Origin of the sequence: Helicobacter sp. CLO-3 (genome assembly GCF_001854545.1) — a bacterium.
Lineage (GTDB): Bacteria > Campylobacterota > Campylobacteria > Campylobacterales > Helicobacteraceae > Helicobacter_B.
In genome coordinates this window covers 1-24,394 of the sequence record NZ_MLQN01000030.1, presented here as the reverse complement: position 1 = coordinate 24,394, position 24,394 = coordinate 1, and the positions used below count along the sequence as shown (strand labels likewise).

Below are 24,394 nucleotides of genomic sequence, written 5' to 3'. Positions count from 1 at the left end.
TCGTTATATACGATATTTTAAGCCATTTTATATCTATGTATCTAAAAGTAATATTCTAAGCAAATATTAAGCTAAAAGACAAAATTTTGAAGAGTAGCAGAATCCAAAAACAAGCAAAATTTTCCAATTTTGAAAGATTTTGTATCTTGACAAATAGTTTTGTAGCGAGTCTCTTGAGTAAAATTCTCGGGATTTTAGCGGATTTTTGAGCCATCAAAATCCTCATCAATCGCTAGGCATTTGCATAAATACTTATTTCATCTCCGGTGGGCGGTAAAATAGCTTAAACACCGCGCGCTTTAGCTGCACCGCCGCGCGATAAAATGGACGCAGCAAGCGCAGGCAGAATCCAACAGAGGCAGGCGCGCTAAAGCGGCTAGCTATCGTAGTAGTCGCCGCATCCGCGCTTTCAGCGATAGGAAAGGGCTTGTAGATGATATTATCTATCTTGTGGCGCGCGACAAACTCCATCTGCACATCCACCGGGCTATCCCACACGCCAAAGCGCAGAAACGCCCTAGCCGCGCGCGGCGTGAGATAGTAGCCCTGCGTGCCATTGGTGTTTTTTAGCGACCAGTGATAGTGCGTATTGCCGATGCGCTTGACAAACCGTTCGCGCTTTTTATCCATACAATACAACCGCACAAAAGGCAGCGAACTAGCACAAATCTCATCAATCGCATCCAAAAAATGCTCGCAAAATCTCACATCATCCTCCAGCACCAAAATAGGCTCACCCAAGCGCGCGCACTCCTCCTACAGCGCGAAATGCGAGGCGTAGCAGGCGATTTCATTGTCGCTCAAAATCCTGCCATGCAGCATAAAACAGCGCGCGGGGCTGAAGCGTGATTTATAGGATACAAACGCCTCGCTAGTCGTGTCGATGGCTTCAAAAAAGATAAAATCTAGGTTTGGGGCTGGGGCGGTAGTGGCGGCGGGATTGGTGTTTGGGGTGGCGTGTGGGTTTGGGTTGTGGGTGGCGTGTGGGTTTGGGTTGTGGGTGGTGTGCGCGCTGGTGGTGGATTCTGATGCGCTGGTGGTGGCGCTGGCGTTTGGGTTTGCGCTTGTGGCGGAGGCGGTGTTTGCATTTGCGCTAGATTCTGGCGCGGTGTTTGCGTTCATGCTTGCGCTTTGGTTGTGGCTGGTGTTTGCATCAAGGCTGGCGCTTGTATCAAGGTTTGCGCTGGGGTTTAGAATCGCATGCGCGCTACTGCCAGCATTTGCGCTGGCGCTAGATTCTGGCGCGCTAGTTCTATCCCCCCCCCCCCATAGAATCTCCCATTAGAAGCCTATCTATCTCTTTCTGCATCGCTTCTTTGCGCGCAGTGCTGCGTTTGAGGTTTATGATATATGCTTTCATTTTATCTCCGATTTGGATTTGTGGCTTTGAAATCTAGCGCGCATTATAGCAAAATAGGATTCTAGCGCGTTTGGCGGGCTACACCTTGATGCTATGCGTGCGGTAGGTGGCATAGATCTGCGCGACCTCTTTTGTGAAGTCGCTTTGCAGCGGCGATGCGTGCGTGATGAGCGGGGGCAGAATCTTTAGCGGCGTGCGCGAATCAAGCCTCGCAAAAAACAGCACCAAGCTCGCCTCGCGCGCACTTAGCGGATACACCACGCGCATCATCTCGCAGTTAAATCCTTCGCTTTTTAGCGCGTCAAAAATCCCCATCATATCACTAGGGCGATAGCAGAAAATCAGCCCGCCGCGGGGTGCTAGCACCCTTTTGCTTTGCGCTATCCACGCGCGCGCGGGCAGGGTGGCGGCATGGCGCGCTTGCGAGAGGGCTGGCGTCTTTGACATAAGCGCGCCATCGCGGTAAAATGGGGGATTGGCGATGAGGAAGTCAAACTTTGCACCTTCATCACACACGATAGAGGCGATATCTGGCGATAGGAAGTCGGCTTCATAGACTTTGGCGAGGGGTTTGGCGGCTAGGGGGGCGGAATCTGCAAAGGGATTATCGGCAAAGGAGGCGGAATCTGCTAATGCGCTAGTGGCGGGGGGGCTAAAATCCGCTTCGTGCGCGTTTGCTGTGGGCTTTTGGTGGGTGGATTCTGGCGCGCTGGCTGGTGGATTTTTTGATGCGGATTCTGGCGCGCGGGCGGATTCTGCGTTTTGGGCGGGTTTTGTGGTGCTGGCGGATTTTAACGCGTTGGCAGAATATAAAGCGCGCGCGGGTTGTGTATTTGTGGTAGATTCTGCGATTTGGCTAGACTCTTCGGCGCGCGCGGATTCTAGTGCGGATTTTGTGGCGTGATTAGATTTTGTGATGCGCGTAGATTCTGCAATTTTGGTGGATTCTGCGATGCGTTTAGATTCTGCTAGACTCGCGCGATTTTGGCGTTTTGCGCCCTCGCTTTTTGTGCCAAAAAAGGCAGAATCTAGATTTTCCAAATCATCCGCGATAGCTAAATTTTCTAAATCATCCGCGCTTTTCAAATCGCCTGCATTGCCCGCGCTATTGGTAGTAGCGTTGATACGCGCGAGATTTGCCATGAGCGGATTTATCTCGACAAGCGTGGATTCCACGCCAAAATGATGCGCGCACAAAAGCCCGATGATGCCACACCCAGCGCCCATGTCCAAAATCCGCTTGGGGCGCGCGCTTTGCTTTTTGGATTGGCGCTGGTTGTTGGGCGCAGGGGCTAGAAACTGCCGCGCAAAATCCACAAGCAAGAGGCTGTCGCTGTTGTATGCGTAGCCGCCTTTTGGCTGGTAAAATCTCAAAATCTCGGCTTCAGCCATAGCAGCAAATCCTCATCAAATCGCGCGGTGTGGAGAATCTCAAAATGCCTAAGCGCAGGGGTTAGGGCAGAATCTAAAGGGCTTGCCAAACTCATAGAATCTGGCAAAGTGGATTCTGATAAACTTGCCAAACTCGCAGAATCTGATAAAGCAGAATCCGATAAGGCAGAATCTGATAAAGCAGAATCTCTCAAGGCAGATTTTTTAGAATCCAAAAAGTCCGCAGAATCCGCGCGTTTAGATTCTGCATTTTTTGGCGTTGGGCTTGGCTTGGATTCTAGCGCTTTAGATTCTGGCGTTTTGGATTCTGGTGCGCTCATGCAAATCGTGGGCGAAATATGCAATAAAATCATATCGATTGGCGGGTTTTTATCGATCGCCGGATTTTCATCGCTCGCCAGACTCTTATCGTTTGATAGACTTTTATTGCTCGATAGATTTTCATCGATTGGATTTTGACTATCGCGCGCGCATGACGCGCCGCCCGCCAGCGCGCGATACAGCCCAAAGCCCCCCTCGATGATATGAAAGCCTTTGGTAAAATCCAGCGCGCGCTTGTCATTTATGATATTTACGCGCCTAGAATCTATCGCAAATAGCGGGATCTCGCGCGCAAAATGCGCCAAAAAATCGCTACTTTTTTGGCGGGTGAAAATATTGACATCTGGCGTTTTTGGCGCACCAGCCTTTTGGCGCGTATCAGCAGAATCCGCGCCCGCATAAAAAGGCGCGGCATAGCGCGTATCAAGGCGCGGTTTGTCACTCCGCGCGGTAGCGCCTGAAATAGTGATGCTATGGGCGATACAGCGCTGATTGTGCGTGAAAATCCGCGCTGTTTCGCAAGAAATCTGCCCGCTTTTATAGTCGCCATCAAGTCGGCTCGCAAGCTTGAAAAGCGCAAATCCACCGCGCTTTTGCCAGCAAAGAAATGGATAGAGCAGATCCTGCGCTTTTTGCTGCAAGCGCGCGGACTCCACCCACGAAACCTTAATGCCAGCGCGCTCCAGCGTATCTGCCCCACGCGCCGAAGCCCCCCAGCTATCGCGCGCCAAAATCACGACGCGCGCGGGCTTTAGCGTGGCTATGAGATGCGCGCAGGGGGGCGTTTTGCCAAAATGGTTGCAGGGCTCAAGGGTGAGAAATAGCGTCTTGTCATGGAAAAGCCCGCGGTGGTTTTTCGCCAAAAAATCATGTATCGCGCGAGAATCTAGGCTGCAAAAATCGGTGCGAGAATCCGCGTGTGTGGCGTGCGCGCGAGAATCTAAACTTTTGCTAGATTCTGACAAATCCATACTAGAATCCGCACGAGAATCCAGCGCAGAATCCACAGCCGCCACGCGCGTGTGCGTCATTTTCTCATACGCCCTTAGCAGTGCCAGCACCTCCGCATGCGGCGCGCCGGCTTTTTGGTGCGCCTCGAGGCTAAGTATCGCGCCGCGCGCATCCGCCACCATAGCGCCCACAGCGGGGTTTGGGAGGGTGAGCGTCTGAAACTCCCAAGCCTTGTTGATGCATTGCTCCAAAAATAGCTCATAGATGTGCGTCATCGGCGGTTTGTCCTTGCTAAAATCTCTGCTAAAATCTGCCAAATCCCTAAAATGCGCGGTTTGCACGACGCGCACACCATCAGAAATAGGCGCGAAAACGCCACAAAAAGCGCAAAATGAAGCGGTATTTTACATTTTCTACATTTATGCTTACTTGAAATCGCTTCAGCAAAACTACTTTTGCGCTCAAGTGCGCAGAATCTAGCGCCAAAATCTAGCGCGCCCAAAAATCCAGCACACGCCAGAATCTGCCAAAAATGCGCGCCAAAACACGCCAAATATGATACAATGCGCGCATTTACGCGCAAAAAACAGCAATAAAACAGCCAAAGCAGCAAAAAGGCATCAAATATTTATCAAGGTTTTAGCTATGGATTCTGGCGGATTTTTCGATACCAGCGAGTTTTTGGATATAGATAGCTTTGCTCTGCTTTGCGCGCTAAAGTCGATGGATTTGCTCGCGGATTCTGCGGCTTGGTGGTGGCCTAGCGCGCGTAGCTTCGAGGTCGTCATAGGCGCGATTCTCACGCAAAACACCAAATGGGAAGGCGTGCAAAAATCGCTAGAAAACCTAAAAAACGCCGGCATTTTGAGCGATGATAGCGACAAAAGCCTAGAATCCATCGCGCGCGCCACCACGCTAGAGACGCTTATCGCGCCAAGCGGGCTGTATCGGCAAAAATCCGCGCGCATCATCGCGCTTGCTCGGGCGATTTTGGATGAGTTTGGCAGCTTTGATGAGTTTGCGCTAAGCGTCAGCCGCGAGTGGCTTTTGCGCCAAAAGGGCGTGGGGTTTGAGAGCGCGGATGCGATACTAAACTACGCGTGCGGGCGCGAAATCATGGTGATAGATGCCTACACAGCGCGGCTCATCGCCTCGCTTGGGTGCGAGATGAGCGAGTATGATGCAATACAGGCGTGGTGTATGGATATGCCGCGCAAGAGCCTAGAGGCGCTGTATCCGGGCATGCCGCTCGCACAAATCTATGCGCGCTATCATGGCAAAATCGTGGAGTTTTCCAAGAAAAAAGGCAGGGCGAAAGAGATAATAAAAGCTATCAAGGCACAGCAAGAAAATGCTAGTCTGGGGCGTGCATGAGGGTAATCGCGAGAACAAAGTTTGGGGGCAAAGCTTATAAAAGGCAGAATCTATAAGGATAAATTTTATGAAAAATGAAATAAAAAATAAAATGAGCGTAAAAATTTTGGGTTTGGTAAAAAATATATGCTGGATAAATAATAGTTTTCTAAAAAATATATTGCCAAAAACTGCGCGCCAAAATAAAAATATTATAAAAAATATTAACGCGAGGATTTTTGCATGAGTGCGCTAGATATTTTTGCCAAGCTTTGCGCGATCCCGCACCGCTCCTATCACACGCAAGAGATGTTTGATTTTCTTTGCAAATATGCTGCAAATCTTGGCTATGAAGTGCAGACAGATAAGGCGAAAAATATTTATATCACGCCCGCGCTAGAATCTAGCAATTTAGATTCTAATACTTCGCCCGCGCTAGAGCCATCACAATCCCGCGCGGATTTTAAAAATTTAGATTCTGGCGTTTTGGATTCTAGCAATTTAGATTCTAATGTCGCGCAAAAATCGCTCAAAAAATTAGAAAGGCGTCCCAAAATCTGCCTGCAAGCGCATTATGATATGGTGGGCGTGGGCGCGGCGGAGCGTGCGGAGGCGCTTAGCCTTTATATGGAGGGGCAGTTTTTGCGCGCGCGCGAGTCCTCGCTTGGCGCGGACAATGGCGCGGCGATTTTGTGGCTTTTGGCGCTTGAAGAGTATCGTGGCGCGATAGAGGTGCTTTTCACCAATGATGAGGAGGTGGGGCTGTGCGGCGCAAATGAGCTTGAGATCCCCATACGCGCGCCATTTTTGCTAAATCTTGATAGCGAGTTTTTTGGCGAGATTATCGTGGGCTGTGCGGGCGGCTTTGATGTGGAGTTTGATGTAGGCGCAGAATCTTTAGTAGATTCTGGTACAGATTTTTTAGCAGAATCTAGCGCGGATTTTGTGGCGGATTCTAGCGGGCGCGTGGATTCTAGCGCAGATTCTGACGCGGAATTTGGCGGACGCGCGGATTCTAGCGTGGATTCTGAAGCTGGCACTTTTGGCGCGGTGTGGGCGTTTGAGATAGAAGCCTTTGGCTTTGTGGGCGGGCATAGCGGCGTGGATATACACAAAAACATCCCCTCCAGCATCGTAGAGTTTGCGCGATTGCTCGAGATTTTGGGCGGCTATGGGCGGTTTGGCATAGCGCGTCTAAATGCTGGCGAGAAGGCAAACTCCATCCCCGTGGGGCTAAGCGCGCGCGTGGTAGTAAAATCTAAAAAAAATCCGCGCAAGAAGGCAGAATCTAGCGATTTGGATTCTATGGATTTTGGCGTGGATTTGTGTGATTTGGCTAGATATTTGCAAAGCCAAGCAAGCGCGCAGAATCTAAAAATATCACTAGAATCTAGCGATAATCAAAACGCGCCAAAAAATATAAAAATAAGCAAAAATGATATAAAACAAAATAAAAAATCAGATTCTGCTAAAAATGCGCTTGTGGATTCTAGTGATGCAGAATCTAAAGAGGTAGAATCTAGCGCGCAAAAATCCCAAAAATGCGCGGTGAGCGCGGGGCAGGCAAAGCAAGCGCAACATAAAAATGAGACAAAAAATAGGGCGGGGCAAATAGAGCGCCTAAAAGTTTTTATGGGGCAAGATTTTGGATTTATAATAACAGCGCTTGATTTTGGTAATTTGGCGGATTTTGCAGATTTGGCGGGGCTTGTGGATTCTGTGGATTCTGCGGTTTTGGCTGGGATGGCGGATTCTGCGGAGTTTAAAGATCTTGATAATTTGGCAGAATCCAAAGCAGAATCCACGCCAAGCCAGCGCGCACAAAAAATGCAAAAAAAATCAAACTCAAACCAAAACGCGCAAAACGCGCAAGAATCTGCATTAAGCCAAAGCGCACCAAGCGCGCGCGACATAGTAGAATCTATACCTAGCCAAAGCGCGCACAAAATACAAAATAAAGCAGAATCCGCGCCAAAACAAAATAAAAACCAAAACGATATCAGCCAAAAAAGCCAAGCAAACACACCGCGCCAAAAATACCAAAACTACCAAATAAGCGCGCAAGAAAAAGAAATTCATACTTGCCAAAAGCGCCAAAACGCGCCCTGCCAAAGCGAGCCACGCGACACGCTAAACGCGCCACACACAAGCCAAAACCAAAACATCCCCCGCCTTTATGACACACAAAAGCTAGCAAAAATCATCACATCGCTAAAACATGGCGTCTCTTGTGTAGATTCTACTCACGCAAATATCGTGCTTAGCTCGCTAAATATCGCAATGATCGCCACGCAAAAGCACGCGCTTACTTTCACGCTGAAGGCTCGGGCAAACACGCAAGAGCTCCTAGAATCCATGCGCGCGCACATCATAAGCACGCTTGAGCGCCGCGCGATAAAAAACGCCAAAATCAGCAACCACTACGCGCCATGGCAGCGCCAGCTGGATGAGAAGTCGTTTTTTATGCAGGTGATAAATGATGCGTTTAAGTGGCGGTATGCCGAGATTGGCGAGGTGCATGCGGGGCTTGAGTGCGGCATTTTGCAGGGGCGATTTGCCAAGATGGGGCTAGAGCCCGTGCTTATGGCATCCATTGGTCCCACGATTTTGTATCCGCACTCGACAAAAGAGCGCATGGATGTGGGGAGTTTCGAGGAGTTTTTGAAGGTGCTGGAGGATATTATCAAAAGGCTAAAATATGCAAAAATTTAAAGGAAAATTTATGGGATTTGGGGTGCGTGGCGTGGATTTGATGAGGCTTGATAGGGCTTTGGCTTTTGGTGCGCGTGGCGTTTCTGGTGCGTGTGGCGCGCGACTGATAGAGTCGATAAAATCAATAAAACTAATAAAACCGATAAATTTTGGTGCGCGGATTTTGGCATTTGCGCTGGTGTTTGGATTTGGCATATCTAGCGCAGAATCCAAAGCACACGCGGATTTTGGCGCAGAATCTAGCGCGATAGAATCCACCAGCACCGCAAACGCAAACACAGATGCCACAGCAAGCACCGCCAAATCCCCTTCTTTTTGGTCGCGCCTTTACCAGCCGATAAATATCACCAAACGCTCCTATGGCGCATTTTCCATAGGTTACTCGCAAAACACCATAACCACGCCCAAAATCTCCCTCGCCGCGCCAAACACACAAGACGCGCAAGACTTGCAAACTAGAATCACGCAGGATTTTTCGCGCGTGGCTAGGGGGGCGTTTTTTGGGCTGGAGCGCGGCTGGCATACGCATGGATTTATGATTGGCGGGTATTTAAATGGCGTGGCGGCGCAGGATTATTTGCTAAATTTTGGCGTGAGATTCTCCTATCTTATCGCGCGGTATGTCATCCCTAGCGTGGGTGTGAGCTATATGCTCCAGCATCTCAAGCTTCCAAATGACGATGCGCAGTATAATCTGCAAGGTGCTAGTTTCAATGCTGGGCTGTTTGTCAATGTGGTGCGCGGCTTTGGGCTGAAGTTTGAGGGGATGTATGCGTATCCGCTGGCGATTTTGCGCGAGGGCAATGCGCGCTTGCATGGGAATCCGACTTTTAGCGGGTATTCGTTTGTGGTGAGTTTTTCTTTTTATGATTTTTCGATTTAGATTCTGCTAGATTCTGGCGCGCTTTGGCTTATTTTAGGATACAATTAAGACTTATTAGCACAAATAACATATTCGCGATGCATTTGCATTTCTCGCTTTTATGGGCTTTGCGCGAAGTAGATTCTAGCATTTAAGGAGCTGAAATGGAGATCGCAGACACTATGTTTTTCAACCGAGAACTATCATGGCTACGCTTCAACACGCGCGTGCTAAACGAGGCGCGCAACACGCAGATTCCGCTACTAGATAGGCTGAAATTTCTAGCGATTTATGGGACGAATCTCGATGAGTTTTATATGATTCGCGTGGCGGGGCTGAAAAAGCTGTATGCAAGCGGGATTAGCGAGATAGGCGCGGACAAAATGACCGCAGCACAGCAGCTAAGCCACATCCGAGAATATCTGCACCATGAGAAAAAAGAAGTGCAAAGGCTTTTTGGCGAGATACAAGCGGGGCTAGATAAAGAGGGGCTAAAGATAAAGGTGTTTAGTGAGCTAAACAAAACGCAAAAAGCAAGCCTGCGCGAGTATTTTTTGCGCTATTTGTATCCGGTGATCGTGCCTATTGTGGTGGATTCTACGCATCCTTTCCCACATCTAAACAACCTAAGCTTTGGCATCGTCATCGAGCTTAAAAACACCGAGACAAAAGAGTCAAAATTTGGCATCGTGCGGATTCCGCGCGTGCTGAAGCGATTTGTCGAGATAGATAAGGGCCTATTTGTGCCGGTGGAGACGATTGTGGGTGAGTTTGCTTCGGATTTGTTTTTGGGGTATAGCGTGGAGCATTACATCCCTTTTCGCGTCACGAGAAATGCGGATTTTGAGATAGAAGAGGATGAGGCGGATGATTTTATGCAGCTTATGAGCGAGGGACTTAGAGCGCGCAAGAGAGGCGAGATCACGCGCCTAGAAGTGGGCGAAGGCAAGGCAGAGCTCAAAGATTTCGTCCAAAAGCAAGTCGAAGTCGTGCCAGAGGATTTGTATTCTTATAGCATTTTGCTAAATCTTGGCTCATTGTGGGAGCTTGTGGGTGCGAAGGATTTCGCGCATTTGGGTTCTGCGCCATTTGTGCCAAAGACGCTGCCGCCTATTGATCCAGAGGGCGATTTGTTTGCCACGATAGAATCTGAAGACATCGTGATGTTTCATCCGTATGAGAGCTTTGATCCGGTGGTGGATTTTATCAAAAGTGCGGCAAAAGATCCCGATGTGCTATCCATCCGCATGACGCTTTATCGCGTGGGGAAAAACTCGCCCATCGTAAAAGCGCTCATCCAAGCCGCTGAAGATAAGCAAGTAACGGTGCTCGTGGAGCTAAAGGCGCGATTTGATGAGGAAAATAACTTGCACTGGGCGCGCGCACTAGAATCTGCTGGCGCGCATGTCATCTATGGTGTGCCGGGCTTGAAAGTGCATGCAAAAGTAGCGCTTGTCATCAAAAAAGTGGGCGATAAGCTGACAGAATATGTGCATTTAAGCACGGGCAACTACAACGCCGCCTCTGCGAAAATCTACACTGATATCAGCCTCTTTACTATAAACAAAGACATAAGCAATGATATCATCAAGTTTTTTCACTCGCTATCCACCGGCAGCTCGCACAAAACAAAGCTTAGCACGCTTTGTGTAGCGCCCACGCAGATTAAGCCAAAGATTTTGGAGCTTATCAAAGCAGAATCCGCGCATGGCAAAGAAGGGCGCATCATCCTAAAGGCAAATGCGGTTGTGGATGAAGATGTGATAAAAGCGCTCTATGCCGCCTCAAAAGCGGGCGTGCAGATAGATCTCATCGTGCGTGGCATCTGCTGTCTGCGCCCGGGAGTAAAGGGGCTAAGCGAAAACATCCGCGTGTATTCCATAATCGGCAAATACCTAGAGCACGCGAGAATCTACTATTTCGCGCACGCAAAAGAGCGTGTGTTTTTCTCAAGCGCAGATCTTATGCCGCGAAACCTCGAGCGCCGCGTCGAGCTTCTCACGCCGGCTACGACAAAAGCGGTGGCTGACAGGCTGATAGAAATACTCACTATCCAGCTAAGCGATAATGTGCAGTGCCACCAGCTAGGGAGCGATGGCGAATACACCAAAATCCCAACGCCAAAAGATAACCCGATCTCCTCGCAAATCGTGTATGAGCGCTATGTGAATGAAATCTACAACTCAAGCAAAAAAGAGACCGAAGCAAAGGCGAAAAAGCTACTGCAAAGGATGGTCGGCGAGTCGTGACAGACGCACCGAGAATCCTAGGGGATGCCAAGAATTTTGGGATACTAGGATTTTTTGGGAGTGCAGAATCCTAAGCGCGCCAGATCGTAGAAGCACTGGGTTATGGGTTAATAGAAGCGCTAAAATCACAAGCGCGGCTAGAATCTTAGATGTACCAGAATCTTAAAGTCTGGATTCTAGCAAGATTTTTGCGAGAATCCAGTAAAAATCAAGTTTTGATTTTCAATGCGTTTTACAATAGCAGTTTTGCTTTGACTTGCCTTTGTTTTTCAAATGCTTCTAGAATCTAGCTTGGTGCAAGTTTTGCAGCTTTTATCTTGCCTAGAATCTAGCTTGGTGATTTTATATAGGCGTGTTTTGCTAGCATTTCTTGTTTATTTTTCAATCATTTTTTTGGCATTTTCTATGTCTTTGTGCTCGAAGTTTTGGGCGCAGAGTTTGATTTCTTTTGGCTTGATGCCATATTCTTTGGCGATGGTTTTATATTTTTCGCCGGCATTTATGCAGCTTTCAAGTATCGCCAAAAATAGCGCATCATCCACGCCAAAAAGCGCGGCAATCTCCCTAAAAAGCGCAACACGAGGCAACGATATCGCATCTATGAAAAATAGCGCGTGGTGCTGCGCCTCATATCTATAAGGCGTCGGATTTATGTCATAAGCCGGGCTTAGATTCCATGATTTGCACGCTTTGTCGTATAAAAGCGCGTGATTTTTGAGATGGTCATCTGTGTTGCCAAATAGCGCATTAAACACCATGCGCCTAAACAGCTCTTGCTTATTCATAGAATCTAGCTTTTTAGCGATTGCTGCATAAGATTGATTCTCCGCCCACTCTCTCCATTCTTTTTCAGCCCATTCTCTTCCTGCCCTCCCTTTTTCTGCCCGCTCTTTTTCACTCGCGCCAAGCAGTGTCATCGCCGACATAAAAGGCACGCGCTCCCCTGTGCAAAAATCCCTATCAAAGCGCTCAACCAGCAATACAGGCTTATTTTTGACAAAAATCAGCTCAAAATCAGCAGTATTTATGCCCGCCATTTTGCCTAGCCTTAGCATGAGCGCCTCCCATTGCAAGATAGAAGTGTCATCGTTTTTGGAAGGAAGTTTGGCGATATAAAGCTTGCCGTTGTGCGCTATGCTAGCCTTTGGGCGCGCGCCGCCGATAGATGCGCTAGATTCTAGCAAAAGCCTCAAATCATTGTCCTTGTATGTGCCATTTTCTAGCCTCTTGCTAGAATCTAGGATTTGTGGTAAATGCGCTAGATTTATCGTGTTTGGCACCTCGAAATTTAGCGCCTTGCGATTTGGCGTCTCGCGATCCAGCGCCTCAAAACAAGGCGACACAAACTCATCGCCAATCTTTAGCCTAAGCGCGCCCACGCGAAAACAATCGCGCACGCTAAGCATATACTCACTCTCGCTCAAAAACTTCCTAGCCGCTCGGCTTTGGATGCGCCTGCCCCACCTATCCGGGCAGATATCGCCAAATGCGCCCCATAGATTCTGCCTATAAAAAATCTCATCGCTAAGCGGCAGCAGCGGGTCTATCGCAAAACGCTCACTAGAATCTAGCCAGCTTTTGGCATAGGCGAAGCTGCAAGCATCCCGCTCCAGCAGGCAAAGTGTGCCGACTAGATTCTTATTTTCATATACTTGTATTTTTTGCATGGCTCTGTCTTTTTATTTTGCGCCACCTGTTTTGCGCTATTTAGCTTGCTGGCGCGCTATTTTTTATACCACTATTTTTCATACTGCCAATTTTCATGCCACCAAAGCTGTGGGCTTAGGTCGTATTTGGGCTTTACTTTTGGCATACCGATATATTTCCACACCGCCACGCGAAAACTCGGCAAAAAATAATGCGGCACGACATACTCCCCCCACAAAAGCGCGCGGTCAAGCGCCTTTGTCGCAAGCACTTGTGAGTCCCTATCGCCAGCCATTATCACGCGCTCGATGAGGCAGTCTATCGCGCCAGAATCCACCCCGCTATAATTCCTCGAGCCCTTTTCTTGCGCGCTTTTGCTACCCCAAAAATACCGCTGCTCATTGCCCGGGAAAAGGCTCTGCCCCACAATCTCCACAATCATCTCAAAATCAAAATTTTTCACGCGGTTTGCGTATTGGTTGGCATCGATTTTTTGGATGAGAAGCTTTATGCCAAGCGTCTTTAGCGAGCGCGCATAATGCAGTGCCAGCCGCTCAAACGCAGGATTATCAAGCAGCAAGCTTATCTGCACCGGCGCATTATCAAGCGGGTTTATAAGCAATCCATCGCGATAGAAAAAGCCAGCTTTTAGCAGCAAATCGCGCGCGGTTTTTAGATTCTCGCGCTGTGCCATGACTTCTTTGTCAAGCGGAGCAGAATCCATTTTCTGCAATAAGTCGCCAGAATCTAATCTGCCAGAATCCACACCGCCCATAATATCGCCCGCACCATTTATCATACCCGCGCCCGCACCATTTATAGCACTACTCGGCACCACATACGCCTTGCTATATATCTCTTTTGACAGCTCGCCTTTGGTATCGCATGCGCGCAGGATTTTGGATTCTAGCGCGCTTGGGATGCCAGAGCTAGCGAGGCTTGAGTGGTTAAAATAGCTCGTCGTGCGCGCGTATTGCGAGTAAAATAGATTCTCATTTGCCCATTCAAAATCAAAAGCATAAATCAGCGCCTTTCGCAAAAGCGGGTTTGCAAGCACACCCTTTCGCGTATTCATAAAAAAGCCTTGCATGCCTGTAGGCAGCGCGTGCTCTATGTTTAGCTTGATGATATCGCCATTTTCTAGCGCTTTGCTCGCATAGCTGCGCGCCCACACCTTCGCCGCGCTCTCTTGCCGCCAATCATACTGGCGGTTTAGAAACGCCTGCAGTGCGACAGAATCATCGCGATAGTATTCATACTGCATCTCATCGAAGTTAAACTGCCCGATGCGGCTAGGCAGCTCCCTCGCCCAGTAGTTTTTGTCGCGCTCATACACCACGCGCTTGCCTACTTCAAAGGATTTGAGCCGATACGCACCGCTGCCTAGCGGGATCTGCAGGCTATCCTCGCCAAAAGTATTGCGCCCATCTTTCATATAATAATGCTCTGGCAAAATGCTAAGCTGCCCTAGGATGAGCGGTAGCTCGCGGTTATTGCGCGTTTTGAAAGTGAATTTCACGCGCGCAGAATCTAGCACGATAGCTTCTTTGACATCGGCGTAATACTGCCTATACAGCGGACTTCCCTTACTCATAAGCGTATCAAAGCTGTATTTCACATCCCTCGCACTCACGCGCACGCCATCGCTAAAGCGCGCACGAGAATCTATCGTAAAAATCACACTAGAATAATCCCTCGCCACCTCCACATCGCTCGCTATCAGCGCGTATTGCGCGTATGGCTCATCCATGCTTTGCGCCATCAGCGTATCATACACAAGCTCAAGCCCCGCCGCGCTTTCACCCAGCAGGATGAAAGGATTTAGCGTAGAGAAGCTGCCAAGCGCGTAGCTTTTCAGCACGCCGCCTTTTGGCGCGGTGGGATTGACATAGTCGAAATGCTTTAGATTCTGGTATTTTGCCGGCTCGCCAAGCGAGATGAAGCTCGCGGCTTTGGCGGGTGCGGGAGAGATGAAAGCTGTGATACACGCCGCGGCGAAAATGACTAGAATCTTATATTTATCGCGCATTTTTTATGCCAGATGTGTTTTGTGCGCTTGATAGGCTCGATGCGTTTGCAAGCGCGTAAAATGCGAGTGTCGCCAGAGAATCTGCTAGAAAATCCGCTAGAGAATCCATTTTTTGCCTTATGTAAAAATTGCTAGAAATTATATAACAGAAGGCGCAGAAAACAAAAGGCTTTTTGGGAATTTATTTTATTTAGCTTTGCTTAGGGATATTTTGCTGGCTTTGTTGTTTTGTCTTTGGTTGTTTGGCTTTTGTGGTTTGACTTTTGCGCGCACTAGATTCTAGATTTCACGCGCTCGCATTATTGGCTTTTTATTAAGAATTTGCGGTGAAAATTCGCCTCATAAAATCATATTTAGAAAAACATCATCGCAAGGATTGCATTATGAATAACGCGACTTTTTCTGCCGCGAAAGATTTTGCCAAAATAGATTCTAGTTTGCAAGATTCCCATTCACAAAGCGCTCAAAAACTCATGCCTGTGCTTTTTATCGGGCATGGCTCGCCTATGAATGCCATCACAAAAGGCGCTTTTAGCGAGAATCTAAACGCGCTAGGCGAGCGCATCACGCAAGAATATGGCAAGCCAAAGGCGCTGCTTGTCATAAGCGCGCACTGGATTACGCGCGAGTTTGCCCTGCGCGCGCAAGATGGCGCGATACCGATGATTTATGATATGTATGGGTTTCCGCGCGAGCTGTATGAGGTGCGCTATGAGGCGCGGGGTGCGCGGGAGCTGGCGATGAGTATCAAGCGGCGGCTTGGCGCTAAGGCGCGCATCGATGATTCTTGGGGGCTTGATCATGGCGCGTGGAGCGTGCTTTTGCACCTGTATCCAAAGGCGGATGTCCCTGTCATCATGGCGAGCGCGCCTGTAGGGCAGGGCATGGATGAGGCGTATGCGATAGGAAGGGCGCTTGCGTTTTTGCGCGCGCAGGGGGTTTGCATCGTGGCGAGCGGAAATGTCGTGCATAATCTGCGCGATTTTAGCGATGCGCCAAGGGATTATGCGCGGCGTTTTGATGCGTTTATCAAAGAGGCGATTTTGGGGGATTGTGTGGAATCTAACGCGGAATCTAGTCGCGCGGATTCTGGCGGAGTGGATTCTAGCGGTTTGCGAGGCGCGGGTGATTTGCAAAATTTAAGTGATTTGCAAGATTCTGGCAATGTAATGGATTCTAAAGATTTGCCTAGCGGGATGCGAGCGATTTTGCAAAGCGCCAAAATGGAGGATTTCAAGCGCGCGGTGCCGACTTTGGAGCATTTTTACCCGCTTATTTTAGCCCTTGGCGCATGGCATGGAGATGAGTGGGATGAGAATCTGGCAAAGCCAGCAACGCCTGCTGACACATGGCATGGAAGTAGGAATCCCACAAGCCACACAAAACAAGCAGAAGTTTTCAATGATGAAATTACCCTTGGCAGCGTATCGATGACTTCTTATTTTTTGCGCTAGATTCTGCATTGGATTGCATCCCGCGCAATTTTGCATTAGATTCTACTTAGACGCAAAACTCTGCGCGCAAATCCGCGCATTTACATTCCGCACGCGCAGTTTTTGCAGAATCCGCGCCAGAATCCGCATCGCCAGAATCCACGCTTTTAGCTTCTCTATCTTTTGTCACAAGCAAACACCAGCAACTCCGCATTTTAATAAATTTCATAGCAAATAGTGCGTAAAATGCGCTCTTTGTTTGCGTTTTATCATAAATTATCGCAACATTTCACAAATCACACCAAAAGCGATAAATCTCACCAAGCCACATATTTTACATATTTTGGAGAAAACATGCGCCAACTTTTTAGCCCCAAAAATCTATCCGCCAAGCTAAAATCGCTAAAAAATTTGCCAAACCCATTTTGTGATGCGCGATTTTTCCACGCATTTCTTGCGCTTTTTGCGCTAAATTTTGTCGTGCTGCTTTGGACGCATGCCGCTGTTTTGCAGTTCAAATACGATGCATTCTTTTTTGCTAGTTTTGCGTATCGTATTATAATGTTTTTTGTGACTTATATTGCGCTTATTTGCATTATTTTTTGGCTGAAAGTGCGCGCGCTGCAGAATCTGCTTTTGGGCGCGCTGCTGCTTGCTAGTGGCGTGTGTTATATTGTCGAGATTTTTGTTTTGTATGTGTTTGCCACGCCGCTAAACTCGTATTTTATCATCATCGCTCTAGAGACAAACCCGCAAGAAAGCGCGGATTTTTTGCGCACATATTTAAGCTTGAAGCTTTTTGGAATCTATGCTTTGAGTGCTTTTGTGGTATGGGCGATTTATCGGCTAAAAGCACCTAGGCATTTTGCTTCTTTGAAGTGGATTTATGCTGCTTTGTTTTTGCTGGCGTTTGCTATCCATTTGGCAGGTGTGCGCCCTGCGACTCCCACGCTTCGCCACTCTGATATGCTCTACAACGCCCATCGCGCGATAAACAAAGCGCTAAAAAGCACGCTAGCTTTTATGAAAGAATACAAGAATCTAAATGCGAAGTTTGATGCGCTGGCGGCGGATTTGCAGGTGCAAAAAAGCAGCGAACCTATAGATAATATCGTGCTAATCATCGGAGAATCCACGCAAAGAGGCAAGCTAGGAATCTATGGCTATGCGCTGCCTACTACGCCGCGTTTGAGTGCGCTAAAAGCCAAGGAGCCAGAGAATCTGCTGATTTTTGATGATGTGATTTCCTCGCAAGGCACGACATCTTCATCGCTTAGCCAGAGTCTCACTTTTGCTAGCCAAGACAATGGAGTCAAAAATCCGCACGAACACGAGCACGAGCGCCAACACCAACGCGAGCATAAGCAATGGCACGAATATCTAAACATCATCGATGCGATGAAGCTTGGCGGCTACCATACCACCGCGATTTCAAACCAAGAAACCATAAGCGTTTTTGGCAATGTCGCAGCGACTATTTTGGCGCGCGCAGATGAGGCGATATTTATCAATAATGGCGATAGCTTTGATTTGGTAAAGCATGATGGCGCACTGCTGCCAGTGCTAGATTCTATTCTCACCCCCCCCCCCCGCAAAATCCGCGCTTAATAGTTTTGCATCTCATGGGCTCTCATGATGGATATCGCAATCGCTATCCGCTGGATTTTACGCGATTTGATGCTAGCGATGTAGAATCTATGTCGCAAAAATACACCAACAAATCAAAACTCGCAGAATACCTAAATAGCGTGTATTATGGCGATTTTGTGCTAAGCGAGATTATCAAGCGGTTTGAAAATAGCGATAGCATCGTCATTTATTTTAGCGACCATGGCGAGGAGGTGTATGATAGGAGTGCGTTTGTCGGGCATGGCAATTTGTCGCGATTTGTGGTGGAGATACCTTTTATCGTGTATGTGTCAGATGCGTTTAAGACAAAGCATGCGAGCCTATATCAGCGCATCAAAGAAGCGCAAAATCAGCGATATATGAATGATGATTTGATACACACGCTGCTTGATGTCGCGGGCGTTTCTATGAGGGATTATGAGCCAAAGCGAAGCCTTTTTGCCAAAGATAAATCGCTTTTGCAAAGCAGAATCCGCATCATCGGCAATGAAAACTTCAGCGAGGATTATGATAGGCTAAAATAGTTGCATTTGCTTGTGGCTACTTGTGGTTGCCTGTGGTTGCCTGTGACCGCTTGTGATGAATCCGCCTTAAAACAGCTGCTTTACTTCATGGATGCTTCCATAGCCATCATAGTAAAATTCAGCATCAAAGAGCTTTCTATCATTAAGCCTTTTTTGCCCCGATATATAGTGCGTAGCATTTGTTTTGCTCATCTTTTTGCTTCATAAGCTCTGCGATTCTGCGCTCATCATCTCCGCCAAAGACAAAATCGCTAATCACTAGCATATCCGCCTTTTTATACGCTTCATCTTGCATTTTTCTGAAACCCTCCTGTATCGCTGGAATCGCGTCAGTCCCACCATTAAAGCTCATTTCTAGGAAGCTCATCAGCTCAAATAGGCCATTTGGCGGGGTGAGATCAAGCGTGTAAATCCCGGTGCTAAAGCTTATAAGATAGCATGCGCGCTTTTGCTCCATAGCGATGCGAGCCATAAAAAGGGCGATAGCCTTCGCGATGGTCTCTGGCTCGCCGCTCATACTGCCGCTTGTGTCGATGCATAAGATTATGGGACCTTTTGTTTCGGTGGTTTCTTTTTCTCTCTCATTAGTGACTTCTTTTTGGTTGATAGTATCTTCATAGCCTTGCTTTTCAAAGCAAAAAAGCCTATTTTCGACAAATTTCAAATCAAACAAAATCCCAAAATCCTCATCATCAAGTAGCGCTAATTCTTGGGGCAAGATATTTTCTAGATCCCTGCCAAGTGTGATGCCACTAATCTCCTCTTTGGCATAAGGCGTGGGTATTTTTGTGCTAAAAGTAGTCATTGAGGAGTAAAACTCCATTTCTAGCTTTTTCTCTTCTTTGTAAAATCTGCCAAGCATTTCGCATAGCTTTTTTACAGAATCTTGTTGCAAAATTTTTAGCCATTTTTCAAGATTCATAAACTTTCTTTGTAAGTTGCCACTATCTAAATTTTGTCCTATGCTGCTTTTATGTTCCTTTTCATTAGATTTTGGCGTCATGCTGCCTTCGCCTAGGTATTCGCTTAGGCTTTTGCCAGATTCTAGCCCATCGCGCAAAGACTGCATAATAGATTTACCAAACATCTCTCCAGCTTCGCCTAAATCATCGATAGTATCTTGCATCTTTTGGATAAATTCTAACCATTCTTTTGTGCGCTTTATTAGTTCGCCTTGCGATTGTTTTATTATTTGTTCTTGATGCTCTGTGAGTTTGGATTCTATCAGCTCTTTCCATTGATTGAGCGCGTTTTTGTAGAGTGGTTTTATATTTTTATTTTTGCTTGTAGAATCTAAGTCGCTATTCTTTTTGCCCTTTTTTGTATCTTTTATGCTAGATTCTGCTTCTTTGATATAAAAATCCGCGTTGAAGTCTTTATTGCGCTTTTTTATCGTATCTAGCAAGTCTTTTAGCTCGGCTTCATTAGGCGATTCACCATACTCAAACGCTAGATTTTTGGCAAAATATTCAGACTGCTCGCTTCGTATATCATCTCGCGGTTCTTGCAGCTTTGATGATAAGTTATCATTGTGTTTTTTTATGTTTTTTTCTAATGCTTGAGTGATTTTTAGCGAGTCTTTTGATGCATCATACTTACACGATGATGCCAAATCAGAGCTAGAAAACCGCAAAAGTTTCTCTAGCTTTTCATACATCGCTCGAAGTTCTTTTTGTGTGTTATGTATCGCTCCTTGCATGTGTTGAGCCTATTGGTTAATAGGATGATCTTCTATCTCATCATGAAGCCTCTTGATATCTAGCCTTAGTTGCTCGCACTCATCTTTTGCCGCTTGCAGACCTTCTATCAACACCCCAAACTTTTCTTGTTCTATAAATGGATTTGCATTTTTGTTATAAAAATCCATTTGCTCTTGCTTTATCTTTTGTAGTTCTTGCTCCAAATCCTTTTGCAAATCTTTGCATTTTTGCATATACATATCTTTTATGCTTTTTTCTGTGGGTTTTATATTGCCTTTTTTGTTTTTGATGGGAAGTGGATGCTTGCCACAAGATATGAGGTTTTGGTAGTTTTGAGTATTGCGATAACGGCTATTCAATCCATCTCTTTCTGCCCACTCTTTCACATAAATACTGCACTTATCGTTTGTAGTGTCTATTTTATACTGAATCCCGTCAGTTTGCTGAAATTCATCAATATACACAAAAGCATTTTGATTGCTTGCCAATGAAAGCGTGTCTATAGGAATATATAAATCTTGTTTATAATAGCCCCCATTGATATGGATGCTATATTTTATATACTCCTTGCCATCTATTTTGTCTGTTTCATATGTATTTTTATCATGATATGGCGCCCTAGAGATTTCTTTTTTTAGGCTATCATATTCTTGCCTATCGTATGCTATTTTTGGACCACCATTTTTTAGCGCATCTTGCAGAATTTTTTTGATACTATCTTTTTGCGTCTCATCACTCCACAAACAATGCTCTAGCAAAAGCAAATCACCAAGCACCACGCTATCACGACCGCTTAGCACAGCCACCACGCGCAGCAAATCCATGATAGCAATCCAGCGCCGCTCGCTTACATCAATAGGTATTTGAGAAGTCGCATCGGATTCTAGGGCATTGTTATTTGGCGCTTTTTGCTCTTGGATTTTGTCATTATGCGCCTGTATGAGATAGCGTAAGGCCATGATAGCGCCTTTTGCCGCTTCGCTTATTTTGACTTCTTTGGCTTTTTGCTTGATTTTATTTAGGTCATCATTGTCAAATAGCAAGTCTTCTGGCACTTTTACCTTCTCATCTAGCGCGCTTGTATCAAGCAGCGCTTCAAAGCTTTCTTTTTTCTCTATGCGCGGGACGATGAGTCGCATGATGAAACGGTCATAAAGCGCCTCAAGGCTAGCGCCCTTTTGCGGAAGCTCATTGCTAGTGGCGATCAATCCTCGAAGCGGGACATTGATATTTTCTTTTCCATTGCGGAATTTTTTCTCATTGATGATAGTCAAAAGCGAGTTCAAAATCGCCGGCGAGCTTTTCCATATCTCATCCAAAAACGCAAAATCAGCATCCGGCAAAAAATCCTCTATATTTCGCACGAGGTTATCTTTGCGCAGTTCGCTAATCTTTAGCGGTCCAAAAACCTCCTCTGGCGTAGAAAAGCGATTCATAAGGTAATCGAAAAATTTATTGCTTTTAAACGCGCAAGAAACCCTTCTGGCGACAAGGCTTTTGGCAGTGCCGGGAGGTCCATAGAGAAATATGGATTTGCCAGCTATCATGCATAAAAGCACCATAGCGACCACCTCGTCTTTTTCTACCAATCCTTTGCCTAGAATCTTTTTTAGCTTGATTATCTGTTTGCTGTAATCTTTTGACATTTTTGCTCCTTTTGTTTTTTTGGATTTTAGATTCTGGCGTTTTGGCGCTATAGCAAACGCGCCTGCATTTTGGCTTTTGAATTTGTGCTTTGATTTTTGGCTTTTGCTTTTTTGTGAAAATGGATTCCGGCTTTTGTCTTTATGCAAAAAAGTAGAGCTAGAATCCGCTTTTGATTTTGGCGCTGTATCAGAAGCGCATCTAGTATTTGTTAGATTCTAGTTTTGTGCTGGCGAGATTGTGCTACACCAACCCCACGAGATTTTTTGCCTTTGTGTAAGTATCGCGAGCGATTTCGCGCACGCGATTTGCGCTATCATCCAAAATCCGCTCGATATAGCCCTTTTCTGCCACAAGGCGCGTGTATTCCTCTCTTATCCCGCGCAAAGATTCTATCAGCACCTCCGCCAAGCGCGCCTTTAGCACGCCATAGCCTGCCCCTGCAAACTCCTGCTCTATCGCCTCGCGCGATTGAGCGCTAAAAATCTCATAAATACACAAAAGATTATAAAGCCCTGCGCGCGCAGGATCAAAGACAATGCCACTTTGAGAATCTGTCACTGCCTTTTTGCATTTGCGCGCGATAACTTCTGGGCTATCAAGCAAGAAAATCGCGTGATTTTCGCCCTTAGCGGATTTACTCATTTTAGATTCTGGATTGTCAAAGCCCATGACGCGCGCGCCAACCTTTGGGATGAGCGGTTGTGGGATTTTAAAGCACTCGCCAAAATCGCGGTTAAAGCGCTCCGCCACATCGCGCGTAAGCTCTAAATGCTGTTTTTGATCTTCGCCCACTGGCACAAAGTCCGCTTGATAGAGCAAAATATCCGCCGCCATAAGTGCAGGGTAGTTGAAAAGTCCGACATTTATGTTTTTTGGATTCTTACTTGATTTGTCTTTGAACTGCGTCATGCGGCTCATATCACCCATCGGAATATTGCAATCCAAAATCCACGCAAGCGCGGCGTGCTCGTCAATCTGGCTTTGGATAAAAAGGCTAGATTTTTGCATATCAATGCCGCACGCCAAAAGCATCGCTGCTAGCTCGTAAGTCTTAGCACGCAGGGTTTGTGGGTCTTGACGCGTGGTGATGGCGTGGGAATTCACCACACAAAAAATATTTTCATACAAATCTTGAGAATCCACCCAATTTTTCACCGCACCTAGATAATTGCCTAGATGGATATCGCCCGTTGGCTGGATGCCTGAAAACACGCGGAGCTTGCGCGCAGGCGCGGCGTTTGTGGAGTTTGCGGGGCTTGCGCTCGCGGCGTTTGTGGTATCTGAAGCGTGTGGAGTGGATTCTGGAGCGATATTTGCGCCAGAAGTTTTCGCGCCAGATTCTAGCGCGGCATTTGAAATATCTTGCATTTTTATCCTTTGGTGTGCGCACTTGAAGCGCGATTTGGCAAATCAAAAGCGCATTATACAAAACTTTAAATCCGATATTAATATTTTTTCTATACAATAGCGGCTATCTCAAAACAAAGGAACACTATGAAAAAGGGAAAATTCGCTTCATTGCTAGGTGCTAGCTTTGTGCTAGGACTTGTGGCGCTACTCGGATTTAGCGGGTGCAAAAAGGAGACCGGCTTGGGCGATAACCCAGCGGTAAATGCGGAGCTTGAAGGCGCACCTAGCTGGGTGACAGAATCTAGCGGCGATCTGCTATCAGCCACAGGCAGCGCGAAAATCAAAAACAACAACCTAAACTTCGCGACTACACAAGCAGGCGCAGCAGCGCGCGTGGAGCTAGGCACACAAATCGCGGTGCAAGTGGAAAACAAATATCGCGAGCTCACAAACAGCGGTGAAGATAGCGTGAGTCAAGAAGCAGTAAATGCTATCAGAAACAGCGTAAATCAAGTGATAGCAGGCTCTAAAATCACCAACAAATGGGTAAGCAAAACCAACACGCTATGGGTGCTTGTAAAAGTCGAGAAGCTAAATACAGAGCTGCTAAAAAACAATCTCATCAACTCAAAAGGGCTTGACAAAGCAGCGGCAGAATCTCTCGCAAAATCTGTAGATAGCCTTATTGATGGCAACCAAACCCAAGCGGAGTAGTTTGGGCGCGGCTTAGGCTTTGGGCTTGGGCTTGATATTTAGATTTTGGCTTGCGATGGCGTTTGGGCGTCATTGCGAGCAAGCAAAATAAGCTAGTGGCGTCCAAACTAGAAGCAAAAACGCCAAGCGAGCTTCTTTGACTATCCAAAATCTGCCGATATTTGCCTTAAATCAATTTTCTATATTAACACATCTAGCACATCTGCCGCCAATATTTGCTTACAAATAAATTTTCTACATCCAGCACGCCTGCAAATCGACATTCCACATTTTACGCATCCCAAGATTTTCCCAAAGCACTTGCTTTAAATTTTAGATTCTATGTTTTATAATTGCTAGCATAGTTTTGCAGAATCCATGCGCTTTAGAATCCACACGCCTTAGATTCTGCGTATTTTAGATTCTGCTATATTTTAGATATTAGATTCTATATTTTAGATTCTAGATTTCAAGGAGGCTAGATGCCAACATTCGCGCCCAAAACCTTATCAAAGCCTTGGGCTAGCCTGCTTGAAGCAGAA

18 protein-coding genes and 1 pseudogene are annotated in these 24,394 nt (G+C 46.8%); 10 read left to right on the top strand and 9 right to left on the bottom strand.

Annotated elements, in window-relative coordinates:
• Nucleotides 1-252: 252 nt before the first annotated feature.
• The 3 genes and pseudogenes from BKN38_RS12025 to ribD all read right to left on the bottom strand — a co-directional run bounded on the left by BKN38_RS12025 (nucleotide 253) and on the right by ribD (nucleotide 4,365).
• Nucleotides 253-1,122, bottom strand: a pseudogene (locus BKN38_RS12025) (glycosyltransferase family 25 protein).
• Between the two features lie 316 nt (nucleotides 1,123-1,438).
• On the bottom strand, nucleotides 1,439-2,752 hold the full coding sequence (locus BKN38_RS10395; protein ID WP_082942702.1) for a methyltransferase: 1,314 nt from the start codon (nucleotides 2,750-2,752) through the stop codon (nucleotides 1,439-1,441).
• A complete protein-coding gene (ribD, locus tag BKN38_RS08065; protein ID WP_143000255.1) occupies nucleotides 2,731-4,365 on the bottom strand; it encodes a bifunctional diaminohydroxyphosphoribosylaminopyrimidine deaminase/5-amino-6-(5-phosphoribosylamino)uracil reductase RibD in 1,635 nt (544 codons plus the stop codon). The genes BKN38_RS10395 and ribD overlap by 22 nt, the downstream gene beginning before the upstream one ends.
• A gap of 114 nt (nucleotides 4,366-4,479) precedes the next feature.
• Here ribD and BKN38_RS11190 point away from each other — a divergent pair, with 114 nt between their 5' ends.
• From BKN38_RS11190 to BKN38_RS08040, 6 genes are all read left to right on the top strand, one after another.
• The gene (locus BKN38_RS11190) at nucleotides 4,480-4,620 is read left to right on the top strand and encodes a hypothetical protein (RefSeq protein ID WP_156528335.1); all 141 of its coding nucleotides are present in this window, start codon (nucleotides 4,480-4,482) and stop codon (nucleotides 4,618-4,620) included.
• Nucleotides 4,621-4,669: 49 nt separating this feature from the next.
• Nucleotides 4,670-5,398 (top strand): 3-methyladenine DNA glycosylase, encoded by a 729-nt coding sequence (locus BKN38_RS08055; protein ID WP_066458531.1) that lies wholly within the window; start codon nucleotides 4,670-4,672, stop codon nucleotides 5,396-5,398.
• Nucleotides 5,399-5,465: 67 nt separating this feature from the next.
• Nucleotides 5,466-5,624 (top strand): hypothetical protein, encoded by a 159-nt coding sequence (locus tag BKN38_RS11185; protein ID WP_158655924.1) that lies wholly within the window; start codon nucleotides 5,466-5,468, stop codon nucleotides 5,622-5,624.
• Nucleotides 5,621-8,089, top strand: coding sequence for a hypothetical protein (locus tag BKN38_RS08050; protein WP_066455004.1), 2,469 nt, complete (start codon nucleotides 5,621-5,623; stop codon nucleotides 8,087-8,089). The genes BKN38_RS11185 and BKN38_RS08050 overlap by 4 nt, the downstream gene beginning before the upstream one ends.
• A gap of 10 nt (nucleotides 8,090-8,099) precedes the next feature.
• Nucleotides 8,100-8,972, top strand: a complete 873-nt coding sequence (locus BKN38_RS08045; protein ID WP_143000254.1) for a hypothetical protein — start codon at nucleotides 8,100-8,102, stop codon at nucleotides 8,970-8,972.
• A gap of 143 nt (nucleotides 8,973-9,115) precedes the next feature.
• The gene (locus BKN38_RS08040; RefSeq protein ID WP_066454998.1) at nucleotides 9,116-11,200 is read left to right on the top strand and encodes an RNA degradosome polyphosphate kinase; all 2,085 of its coding nucleotides are present in this window, start codon (nucleotides 9,116-9,118) and stop codon (nucleotides 11,198-11,200) included.
• A 374-nt stretch (nucleotides 11,201-11,574) separates the two neighbouring features.
• Here BKN38_RS08040 and BKN38_RS08035 read toward each other — a convergent pair whose 3' ends face one another.
• Both BKN38_RS08035 and BKN38_RS08030 read right to left on the bottom strand, forming a co-directional pair.
• On the bottom strand, nucleotides 11,575-12,867 hold the full coding sequence (locus tag BKN38_RS08035) for a type II toxin-antitoxin system HipA family toxin (RefSeq protein ID WP_066454995.1): 1,293 nt from the start codon (nucleotides 12,865-12,867) through the stop codon (nucleotides 11,575-11,577).
• 71 nt (nucleotides 12,868-12,938) lie between these two features.
• Nucleotides 12,939-14,876, bottom strand: coding sequence for an extracellular solute-binding protein (locus BKN38_RS08030; protein WP_066454992.1), 1,938 nt, complete (start codon nucleotides 14,874-14,876; stop codon nucleotides 12,939-12,941).
• Nucleotides 14,877-15,259: 383 nt separating this feature from the next.
• Between BKN38_RS08030 and BKN38_RS08025 the strand changes: the two genes are divergently transcribed.
• Complete coding sequence (locus BKN38_RS08025; RefSeq protein WP_066454989.1) at nucleotides 15,260-16,330, top strand: dioxygenase; 1,071 nt, start codon at nucleotides 15,260-15,262, stop codon at nucleotides 16,328-16,330.
• Between the two features lie 46 nt (nucleotides 16,331-16,376).
• On the opposite strand, the gene BKN38_RS12020 is transcribed toward BKN38_RS08025, so the two are convergent.
• Entirely contained in the window at nucleotides 16,377-16,499 is a 123-nt protein-coding gene (locus BKN38_RS12020) for a hypothetical protein (RefSeq protein WP_256325574.1), read from the bottom strand.
• A 164-nt stretch (nucleotides 16,500-16,663) separates the two neighbouring features.
• Between BKN38_RS12020 and BKN38_RS08020 the strand changes: the two genes are divergently transcribed.
• The gene (locus tag BKN38_RS08020) at nucleotides 16,664-17,917 is read left to right on the top strand and encodes a sulfatase-like hydrolase/transferase (RefSeq protein WP_233712857.1); all 1,254 of its coding nucleotides are present in this window, start codon (nucleotides 16,664-16,666) and stop codon (nucleotides 17,915-17,917) included.
• Nucleotides 17,918-17,931: 14 nt separating this feature from the next.
• Nucleotides 17,932-18,462, top strand: a complete 531-nt coding sequence (locus tag BKN38_RS12015) for a sulfatase-like hydrolase/transferase (RefSeq protein WP_233712858.1) — start codon at nucleotides 17,932-17,934, stop codon at nucleotides 18,460-18,462.
• Between the two features lie 142 nt (nucleotides 18,463-18,604).
• On the opposite strand, the gene BKN38_RS08015 is transcribed toward BKN38_RS12015, so the two are convergent.
• The 3 genes from BKN38_RS08015 to trpS all read right to left on the bottom strand — a co-directional run bounded on the left by BKN38_RS08015 (nucleotide 18,605) and on the right by trpS (nucleotide 23,177).
• A complete protein-coding gene (locus BKN38_RS08015; protein ID WP_143000253.1) occupies nucleotides 18,605-20,161 on the bottom strand; it encodes a VWA domain-containing protein in 1,557 nt (518 codons plus the stop codon).
• Nucleotides 20,162-20,170: 9 nt separating this feature from the next.
• Entirely contained in the window at nucleotides 20,171-21,808 is a 1,638-nt protein-coding gene (locus BKN38_RS08010; protein ID WP_143000252.1) for an AAA family ATPase, read from the bottom strand.
• Nucleotides 21,809-22,049: 241 nt separating this feature from the next.
• On the bottom strand, nucleotides 22,050-23,177 hold the full coding sequence (trpS, locus tag BKN38_RS08005; protein WP_082942500.1) for a tryptophan--tRNA ligase: 1,128 nt from the start codon (nucleotides 23,175-23,177) through the stop codon (nucleotides 22,050-22,052).
• A gap of 126 nt (nucleotides 23,178-23,303) precedes the next feature.
• Here trpS and BKN38_RS08000 point away from each other — a divergent pair, with 126 nt between their 5' ends.
• On the top strand, nucleotides 23,304-23,873 hold the full coding sequence (locus tag BKN38_RS08000; protein WP_066454975.1) for an LPP20 family lipoprotein: 570 nt from the start codon (nucleotides 23,304-23,306) through the stop codon (nucleotides 23,871-23,873).
• Nucleotides 23,874-24,394: the final 521 nt, after the last annotated feature.